At 65.2% G+C, this 8,747-nt stretch carries 10 protein-coding genes; 9 read left to right on the top strand and 1 reads right to left on the bottom strand.

The window, feature by feature from the left end:
• Positions 1-61 precede the first annotated feature (61 nt).
• From rimM to V7Q53_RS16760, 5 genes are all read left to right on the top strand, one after another.
• A complete protein-coding gene (gene rimM / locus V7Q53_RS16780) occupies positions 62-568 on the top strand; it encodes a ribosome maturation factor RimM (protein WP_333829854.1) in 507 nt (168 codons plus the stop codon).
• Between the two features lie 61 nt (positions 569-629).
• The gene (gene trmD, locus V7Q53_RS16775; RefSeq protein WP_333829853.1) at positions 630-1,466 is read left to right on the top strand and encodes a tRNA (guanosine(37)-N1)-methyltransferase TrmD; all 837 of its coding nucleotides are present in this window, start codon (positions 630-632) and stop codon (positions 1,464-1,466) included.
• A 52-nt stretch (positions 1,467-1,518) separates the two neighbouring features.
• Entirely contained in the window at positions 1,519-1,902 is a 384-nt protein-coding gene (gene rplS, locus V7Q53_RS16770; protein ID WP_333829852.1) for a 50S ribosomal protein L19, read from the top strand.
• A gap of 11 nt (positions 1,903-1,913) precedes the next feature.
• Entirely contained in the window at positions 1,914-2,135 is a 222-nt protein-coding gene (gene rpmE / locus V7Q53_RS16765; RefSeq protein WP_333829851.1) for a 50S ribosomal protein L31, read from the top strand.
• 142 nt (positions 2,136-2,277) lie between these two features.
• Positions 2,278-3,087, top strand: a complete 810-nt coding sequence (locus V7Q53_RS16760) for a division plane positioning ATPase MipZ (RefSeq protein WP_333829850.1) — start codon at positions 2,278-2,280, stop codon at positions 3,085-3,087.
• Here the strand turns inward: V7Q53_RS16760 and V7Q53_RS16755 are convergent.
• Complete coding sequence (locus V7Q53_RS16755; protein ID WP_333829848.1) at positions 3,077-3,238, bottom strand: hypothetical protein; 162 nt, start codon at positions 3,236-3,238, stop codon at positions 3,077-3,079. The two genes, V7Q53_RS16760 and V7Q53_RS16755, sit on opposite strands and share 11 nt — an antisense overlap.
• A gap of 208 nt (positions 3,239-3,446) precedes the next feature.
• Between V7Q53_RS16755 and V7Q53_RS16750 the strand changes: the two genes are divergently transcribed.
• From V7Q53_RS16750 to V7Q53_RS16735, 4 genes are all read left to right on the top strand, one after another.
• Complete coding sequence (locus tag V7Q53_RS16750; protein WP_333829847.1) at positions 3,447-4,940, top strand: deoxyribodipyrimidine photo-lyase; 1,494 nt, start codon at positions 3,447-3,449, stop codon at positions 4,938-4,940.
• 214 nt (positions 4,941-5,154) lie between these two features.
• On the top strand, positions 5,155-7,299 hold the full coding sequence (locus V7Q53_RS16745; RefSeq protein WP_333829845.1) for a malate synthase G: 2,145 nt from the start codon (positions 5,155-5,157) through the stop codon (positions 7,297-7,299).
• A 111-nt stretch (positions 7,300-7,410) separates the two neighbouring features.
• A complete protein-coding gene (locus V7Q53_RS16740) occupies positions 7,411-7,836 on the top strand; it encodes a GlcG/HbpS family heme-binding protein (protein ID WP_333829843.1) in 426 nt (141 codons plus the stop codon).
• Positions 7,837-7,904: 68 nt separating this feature from the next.
• On the top strand, positions 7,905-8,666 hold the full coding sequence (locus tag V7Q53_RS16735) for a gamma-glutamyl-gamma-aminobutyrate hydrolase family protein (RefSeq protein WP_333829842.1): 762 nt from the start codon (positions 7,905-7,907) through the stop codon (positions 8,664-8,666).
• Positions 8,667-8,747: the final 81 nt, after the last annotated feature.

Raw genomic sequence — 8,747 nt, 5'->3', positions numbered from 1 at the left:
CTCTTTGGCTTCGCCAAATTCACCCCCCTGAGCGTATTTCGGGCAAGATGAAGAGGGTCGCATGGGCAAGGACCGGGTTTGCGTTGGCGCCATTGCCGGTGCCTTTGGGGTGCGCGGCGAGGTGCGGCTGAAAAGCTTCTGCGCCGAGGCCGAAGCGATTGCCGCCTATGCGCCGCTTTACACCGAGGACGGCGCGCGCCAGTTTGAGGTGATCCTGCGCGGGACCATCCCGAACGGGCTGTCAGCGCGCCTGACCGGCATTTCCACCCGCGAAGAGGCCGAGGCGCTGCGCGGCACAAGGCTGTTTACCGACCGCGACAAGTTGCCCTCGCTGCCCGATGATGAATATTACCATGCCGACCTGATCGGGCTGGAGGTGCTGGATACCGGCGGCACGGTGCTGGGCAAGGTTGCTGCGGTGCTGAACCACGGGGCGGGCGATCTGCTGGAGATCCAGCGCAAGGGCGCGCCCGGGGTACTTTTGCCCTTCACCCGCGCGGCGGTGCCGACGGTTGATCTGGCCTCGGGCCGGATCATCGCCGACCCGCCGGAGGGGTTGCTGGAATGACCCGGCCCCGGCGTTGCTCAGTGCCGGTGCGGCCATCCCGGCTGCGCGAACGGGCAGGGCCATGAGCGACGACACCCCCAGACCCCGCTCGCACGGGCGGCTGTCGGCGCGCGCCTCAGTGCAGCCGCGTGATCTGACGGCGGGTATGGCGCCGCTGAAAGGGGCATGGACCGCCCGCGTGATCACGCTATTCCCCGAAGCGTTCCCGGGCGTGCTGGGCCATTCGCTGACCGGCAAGGCACTGGAGGAAGGGCTTTGGGCGCTGGAGCCCATCGACCTGCGCCCCTTTGGCGAGGGCCGCCACCGCAATGTCGATGACACGCCCGCCGGGGGCGGCGCGGGGATGGTGCTGCGCGCCGATGTCATGGCGCGCGCGCTGGCGGTGGCGCAGGCGGGCACCGGGCCGCGCGAACGCTGGCCGCTGGTCTATCTGTCGCCGCGCGGGCGGCGGTTGGATCAGGCGATGGCGCGGCGCTTTGCCGATTGTGCCGGAATCACCCTGATCTGTGGCCGTTTCGAGGGGCTGGATGAGCGGGTGATCGAGCATTTCGGCATCGAAGAAGTCTCGCTGGGTGATTTCGTTCTGACCGGCGGCGAGATCGCAGCAACGGCCTTGATTGATGCGTCTGTCAGGCTTATACCGCGTGTGCTTGGGAATCAGGCATCCACGGAAGAGGAATCATTCTCTGAAGGGTTGCTGGAGCACCCGCACTATACCAAACCCCCCGTCTGGGAAGGCCGCGCGATACCGGAAGTTCTCTTGTCCGGGCATCACGCGAAAATTGCCGACTGGCGGAGGGCAGAAGCCGAAAGGCTGACCAAGGAACGCCGCCCTGACCTCTGGCGGGCTTACTGTGCGCAGCATGGTAGGGACCCGGATAGAGACCGAGAGCTCTGAGGGGGCATCACACGTTACGGGAAACACCCGTGCCATTGAAAGGATAACCGCGATGAACCTGATCGCGCAGATTGAGGCCGAGCAGATTGCTGCGCTCGGCAAGGCAATTCCGGATTTCAAGCCGGGCGATACCATTCGCGTCGGCTATAAAGTGACCGAAGGCACCCGCTCGCGCGTGCAGAACTTTGAAGGCGTCTGCATCAGCCGTCGTGGCGGGGCGGGCATCGCCGCGTCGTTCACGGTGCGCAAGATCTCGTTCGGTGAAGGCGTCGAGCGGATGTTCCCGCTCTATTCGACCAACATCGATTCGATCGAGGTGGTGCGTCGCGGCAAGGTGCGTCGCGCCAAGCTGTATTACCTGCGTGATCGTCGCGGCAAATCGGCCCGGATCGCCGAAAAGACCAACTACCGCGCCCTTGGCGGCAGCGAAGGCTGAGGAACAGAGCCATGAGAGACGCAATTCACCCCGAATACCACACGATCAATGTCAAACTGGTCGATGGCACCATCGTTCAGATGCGCTCGACCTGGGGCAGCGAGGGCGACACGCTCGCCCTCGATATCGACCCCTCGGTGCATCCGGCCTGGACCGGCGGCTCGACCCGCCTGATGGACACCGGCGGCCGTGTGTCGAAGTTCAAGAACAAATACTCGGGCCTGGGCTTCTGATCCACGGCACAGAGTTTTTCAGGGGGCGTGGCAAAAGCCACGCCCTTTTGCATTCTGCGCCCGGCGATGCGCGATTACTTGCGCATTCACACAGGTTTGACTAAGCCCCCTAGAACCGCAAGGTTTGAGGAACGCAGAACGCATGGCGCATATTATTGTCACCGGAAACGAAAAGGGCGGGTCGGGCAAATCGACCACCGCGATGCATATCGCCACCGCTCTGGCGCGGATGGGGCATACGGTGGGGGCCTTGGACCTTGACCTGCGCCAGCGCAGCTTTGGCCGTTATATCGAAAACCGGCTGGCCTATTGCCAGCTTGAGGGGCTGAACCTGCCCTCACCCCGATACCGCGAACTGCCCGAGATTGATCCGGAAAATCTGGACCCCGGCGAAAACATCAACGACCATCGCCTGTCTGCCGCGATGGCCGGGCTGGATGCCGAATGCGACTTCATCATCATCGACTGCCCCGGCTCGCACACGCGCCTCAGTCAGGTGGCGCATTCTCTTGCGGATACGCTGATCACGCCGCTGAACGACAGTTTCATTGATTTTGACCTGCTGGCGCGGATTGATCCGGCCACCAACAAGGTGCTGGGCCCGTCGATCTATGCGGAGATGGTGTGGCAGGCGCGCCAGTTGCGCGCGCAGGCGGGGCTGAAGCCCATCGACTGGATTGTGCTGCGCAACCGGCTGGGGGCGCAGCAGATGCATAACAAACGCAAGGTGGGTGAGGCGTTGGAGCAGCTTGCAAAGCGCATCGGCTTTCGCGTGGCGCCGGGCTTCAGCGAAAGGGTGATCTTCCGGGAGCTGTTTCCGCGCGGGCTGACTCTGCTGGACCTTAAGGATATCGGGATCGAGCAGCTGAACATGTCAAACGTCGCCGCGCGGCAGGAGCTGCGCGATGTGCTGCACGCACTGCGCTTGCCCGGCGTGACGGTCAGTGTTTGAAGAACCGCTTTTCGGGCAGGGTGTCCGGCACTGATTTGTGCAGCTCTTCCAGCCGCTCGGTGAAGCGGTCAGGTTCGGGTGTGGCGAACAGATTGAACGGGAATTTCCCGGTCTGACCCAGTTTGCTCAGCGCTTCAGGCATATGTTTCATGATCTGCTCCATCGGATGTCTGGCCCTCCAGACATGCTTAATCTGCCCATGCCATGCGGCGAAAGTATGGCGTCTGACGCATGTTTTTCGGGTGCATCGTGGGCTTTCGCGCGGCGCGGACAGGTGGTTGACCGGGTGGGGGTGATGCGAATAAACAGTGAACATCTGCCCGGTTCGACTTGTCCGCGGGCTGCAATATCTGGATCGCATGCTGTCGCTCGTCTGGTTCAAACGCGATCTTCGCGTGGCCGATCATCCGGCCCTGACGGCCGCCGCTGCGCGCGGGCGGGTGCTGCCGGTCTATATCGTCGAGCCGGAGCTTTGGGCGCAGCCCGATGCATCGGCGCGGCAGTGGGAGTTTGTTGCCGAATGTCTGGCTGATCTGCGCTGCGATCTGGCCGCGCTGGGCCAACCGCTGCTGATTCGCGTCGGTGACGCGGTGGAGGTGCTGGCGCGGTTGCAGGCGAAGGCCGGGTTTTCGCGCATCTTCTCGCATGAGGAAACCGGCAATGGCTGGACCTATGCGCGCGATCGGCGCGTGGCGGCATGGGCGCGGGCGCAGGGGGTTGAGTGGCTGGAGCTGCCGCAATCGGGCGTGGTGCGGCGGCTGGCGGGGCGCGATGGCTGGGCGGCGCGGCGCAATGATTTCATGGCACAGCCGCTGCTGACGCCGCCCGCGCTGGCGCCCGTGGCCGAGGGGTCAGGCGCGATCCCGGGTGCGCGGTCGCTGAAGCTGCCCGATGACCGCTGCACCTTTCGCCAGAAGGGCGGGCGCGCGCAGGGGCTTCGGCTGCTAGACAGCTTTCTTGAGCAGCGCGGGCAGAACTATCGCAGCGCCATGTCCTCGCCGCTAAGTGCCGAACGCGCCTGTTCCCGGCTGTCGCCCTATCTGGCCTTTGGCGCGCTGTCGGCGCGTGAGGTGGCGCAGGCGACCGAATCGGCCAGGCCTCTGTGGCGCGGACAGCCCGGCTGGGGCCCGTCGCTGCGCAGTTTTGAGGCGCGGATCGCCTGGCGCGATCATTTCATCCAGAAGCTTGAGGATGAACCGGCGCTTGAGCATCGCGCGCTCCACCCCGCGATGGAAGACCTGCGCCCTGCGGCTGACCCCGCCCACCTTGCCGCATGGCAGCGCGGTGAAACGGGGTTACCCTTTGTCGATGCCTGCATGCGCTACCTGCATGCCACCGGCTGGCTGAATTTCCGCATGCGGGCGATGCTTGTCTCGGTCGCCGCCTATCATCTGTGGCTGGACTGGCGCGCGACCGGCCCGTATCTCGCCCGCCAGTTCACCGATTATGAACCGGGCATTCACTGGAGCCAGATGCAGATGCAGTCGGGCACCACCGGCATCAACGCGATCCGCCTGTATAACCCGGTGAAGCAGGGGCTGGATCAGGACCCGAGTGGCAGTTTCATCCGCCGCTGGGTGCCGGAACTGGCGCCGGTGCCCGATGCGTTTCTGCATGAGCCGTGGAAATGGCCCGCCGCGCGTGACCTGCTGCGCGCGCGCTATCCTGAGCCGGTGATCGACCCTGTCGCTGCCGCGCGTGAGGCGCGTGAAAAGGTCTGGGCGCGGCGCCGGGCGGCGGGTTTCGCCGATGAGGCCGCCCGCGTGGCGCGCAAACATGCAAGCCGCAAGGGAAAGCCCATGCAGCGCTCAAAGCCCCGGTCGGACAGCGCACAGATGGCACTGGACCTCTGACATGAGGTGGATGCGCTGCACATGGGGCGGCGCGACTGGGCTGAGGTGCGCTATTGTTCCGAGCGATGCCGCCACTCCCGCAGGCATTCTGCGGATACCGGCGCTGAAACGGGCTTTCGTGGTAAATTAAGCTTACCAATCCTGTTGCCTATCGGAAACTTTTTCCCTAACCCTGTCCCAAACAGGCCCTTTGGGCCGGGTGAGGAGGAACAGAATGGCAGAGCGCATCAATAAGGACGGGTTGCAGGTTGACGCAAGGATGGTGGATTTCGTTGAGAACCGCGCCCTGCCGGGCAGCGGAATCGGGGCAGGGGATTTCTGGGCGGCACTCTCAAAGCTGATCCATGATCTGGGTCCGAAAAACCGCGCGCTGCTGGAAAAGCGCGCCGCGCTCCAGCGGGCGATCGATGACTGGCATATCGCCCGACGCGGCCAGAAACATGACGCCGCCGCCTACACGGCCTTCCTGCGCGAGATCGGCTATCTCGTGCCTGAAGGCCCTGATTTCACCATCGAAACCGCCAGCGTTGACCCCGAGATTGCCACCGTGCCCGGCCCGCAGCTGGTGGTGCCGGTGATGAACGCCCGCTACGCGCTCAATGCCGCGAACGCGCGCTGGGGCAGCCTCTATGATGCGCTCTACGGCACCGATGCACTGGGCGATTTGCCCCCGCCCGGCCCCTTTGACACGGCGCGCGGCGCGCGCGTGGTGGCCCGCGCCAAGGCGCTGCTGGATGAGATGGCACCGCTGGCGCGCGGCGTGCATGCCGATTGCACAGGCTACCGGGTGGAAAACGGCGCGCTGGTCCCCGCGCTGAAAGACCCGGCGCGGTTTGTCGGCTATCAGGGTGCGCCCGAATCCCCCACCGCCATCGTGCTGCGCAACAACGGGCTGCATATCATCATCGACATCAATGCTGCCCATGCCATCGGCAAAACGGACGCGGCGCATGTGGCGGATATCCGGCTGGAATCGGCCCTGTCCTCGATCATGGATTGCGAGGATTCCATCGCCGCCGTCGATGCCGAGGACAAGGTGCTGGCCTGGGGCAACTGGCTGGGGCTGATGAAAGGCGATCTTGAGGAAGCGCTGGAGAAGGGGGGGCGTACGCTTACCCGCCGCCTGAACCCGGACATGACCTTCACTGCCGCCGATGGTGCTACGCTGACACTGAAGGGCCGTGCGCTCATGCTGGTGCGCAATGTCGGTCACCTGATGACCAACCCCGCCGTGCTGGACCGCGATGGCCTTGAGGCGGGCGAGGGGTTGCTGGATGCGATGGTCACCACGCTTTGCGCGATGCATGACCTGCAAAAGGCCGGGGGGCTGCGCAATTCGGTTGCGGGCTCGGTCTATGTGGTCAAGCCCAAGATGCATGGGCCTGAGGAAGTAGCCTTTGCTGACGAAATCTTCACCCACGTCGAGGCCGCGCTGGGGCTGCCGCAGAATACCGTCAAGCTGGGTATCATGGATGAAGAGCGCCGGACTTCGGCCAACCTTAAGGAATGCATCCGCGCGGCGAAAAACCGCGTGGCCTTCATCAATACCGGCTTTCTGGACCGCACCGGCGATGAGATCCACACCGCGATGGAGGCCGGGCCGATGGTGCCCAAGGGCGAGATGAAGAACGCCGCCTGGATCAAGGCCTATGAGGACCGCAATGTGGATATCGGGCTGGCCTGCGGGCTGCAGGGCCGGGCGCAGATCGGCAAGGGCATGTGGGCGATGCCGGATCTGATGGCCGATATGCTGGAGCAGAAGATCGGCCACCCGAAGGCGGGTGCGAACTGCGCCTGGGTGCCGTCACCCACCGCCGCGACGCTGCATGCCACGCATTACCACAAGGTTGATGTGCTGGCCCGTCAGGCCGAGATCCGTGCAGGCGGCGCGCGGGGCACGCTGGAAGCGCTGCTTACCATTCCGGTGGCCGAGGGCCGCAACTGGACCGGAGAGGAGCTGACCCGCGAGATTGAGAATAACGCGCAGGGTATTCTGGGCTATGTGGTGCGCTGGGTCGATCAGGGGGTGGGCTGCTCGAAGGTGCCGGACATCAATGATGTCGGATTGATGGAAGACCGCGCCACCTGCCGGATTTCCAGCCAGGCGCTGGCAAACTGGCTGCACCACGGTGTGGTGAGCGAGGCGCAGGTCATGGCCGGGATGAAGAAGATGGCCGGGGTGGTGGACCGTCAGAATGCGGGTGATCCGGCCTATCTGCCGATGGCGCCGGGTTTTGACGGTATCGCCTTCCAGGCGGCCTGCGATCTGGTGTTCCGGGGGCGGGTGCAGCCCTCGGGCTATACCGAGCCGGTGTTGCATGCGCGCAGACTGGAACTGAAGGCGGCGCAGGCCGGGTGAGGGGGATGCGAGGGGCTGCGCGCCCCTCGCGCTCCCGCGTCCAAGGGAGGCGCACGCGCCCCCCTTGGAGAACCCCCCGTGCGTATTTTTGGCAAGATGAAGGAGACAGGGATGGCGCTGACACTTGAAAAGGCCCGTGTGATGATTGAGGCGACGCGCGCGAAGGGCCGCGAGATGGCGCTCAAGCCGCTGTCGGTGGTGGTGCTGGATGGCGGCGGCCATGTGCTGGCGTTCGAGCGCGAGGATGGTGCGGCGCCGGGCCGGTTCGCCATTGCGCAGGGCAAGGCTTATGGCGCGGTGATGCTGGGCATGGCAGGGCGCGCGCAGATGGCGCGGGCCGAGGCGCAGGCCTATTTCATGGCCGCCGTGAACGGGGTTTACGGCGGGCAGGTGGTGCCGGTGCCGGGCGGCGTGTTGCTGCGCGATGGATCGGGCGTGGTGATCGGCGCGCTGGGGGTGACCGGCGACACGTCGGACAATGATGCGGAGGCGGCGCTGGCCGGGGCGGCGGCCGCCGGATTGACCGGCGAGGCCTGAGGGGCCTTCACCTTCGCTGGCGGGCGGGCTAGGTATTCCCCATAGGCCTGAAGCCATCGGGGAATGCCATGCCGCGCAAGCGCCCGGTTGTCGGGATTATCGGCAACAGCCATCTGATCAACGATCAGTATTCCGTCCATGCCGGCGGAACGATGAACAGTCAGGCGGTCTCCGAAGTGGCAGGCGCCCTGCCGCTGCTGATTCCCGCCGATCCGCGCTATGTTTCGGTGAACGAGCTGCTGGAAGTCTGCGACGGCTTCCTGCTGACCGGCGGGCGCCCCAATGTTCACCCTGAGGAATATGGCGAGGCGCCCACCCCCGCGCATGGTGATTTTGACCGGGGCCGCGATGCGATTGTGCTGCCGCTGGTGCGCGCCTGCGTGGAGCGCGGCCAGCCCTTTTTCGGCGTCTGCCGCGGTTTTCAGGAGGTCAATGTCGCGCTTGGCGGCACACTCTATCCCGAGATCCGCGATCTTCCGGGCCGGATGAACCACCGCATGCCGCCCGACGGCACGCTGGAGGAGAAATTCGCCCTGCGTCATTCGGTGCGTTTTTCCGACGGGGGCGTGTTTCACCGTCTTCTGGGTGCGGCCGAAGTCATGACAAACACGTTGCACGGTCAGGGCATCAAGCATCCCGGCGAGCGCATCGTGATTGACGGCCACGCCCCCGATGGCACGCCCGAGGCAACCTATGTCCGCGATGCGCCGGGGTTCACGCTTGCCGTGCAATGGCACCCTGAATGGAACGCGGCGAATGACCCGGTTTCGCGCCCGCTGTTCACGGCGTTCGGCGCGGCGGTGCAGGACTGGGCCGCGCGCCGGGCCTGAGTGCTTTCATCTTGCCAAAAATACGCCGGGGGGTGAGCCGCGCAGCGGCGAGGGGGGCTGGCCCCCCTCTGCCCCCTCACC

This window comes from Pararhodobacter sp. (assembly GCF_036802785.1).
GTDB lineage: Bacteria > Pseudomonadota > Alphaproteobacteria > Rhodobacterales > Rhodobacteraceae > Pararhodobacter.
The sequence above is the reverse complement of the archived record's forward strand: the minus strand, read 5'-3'. Positions and strand labels throughout refer to the sequence as shown.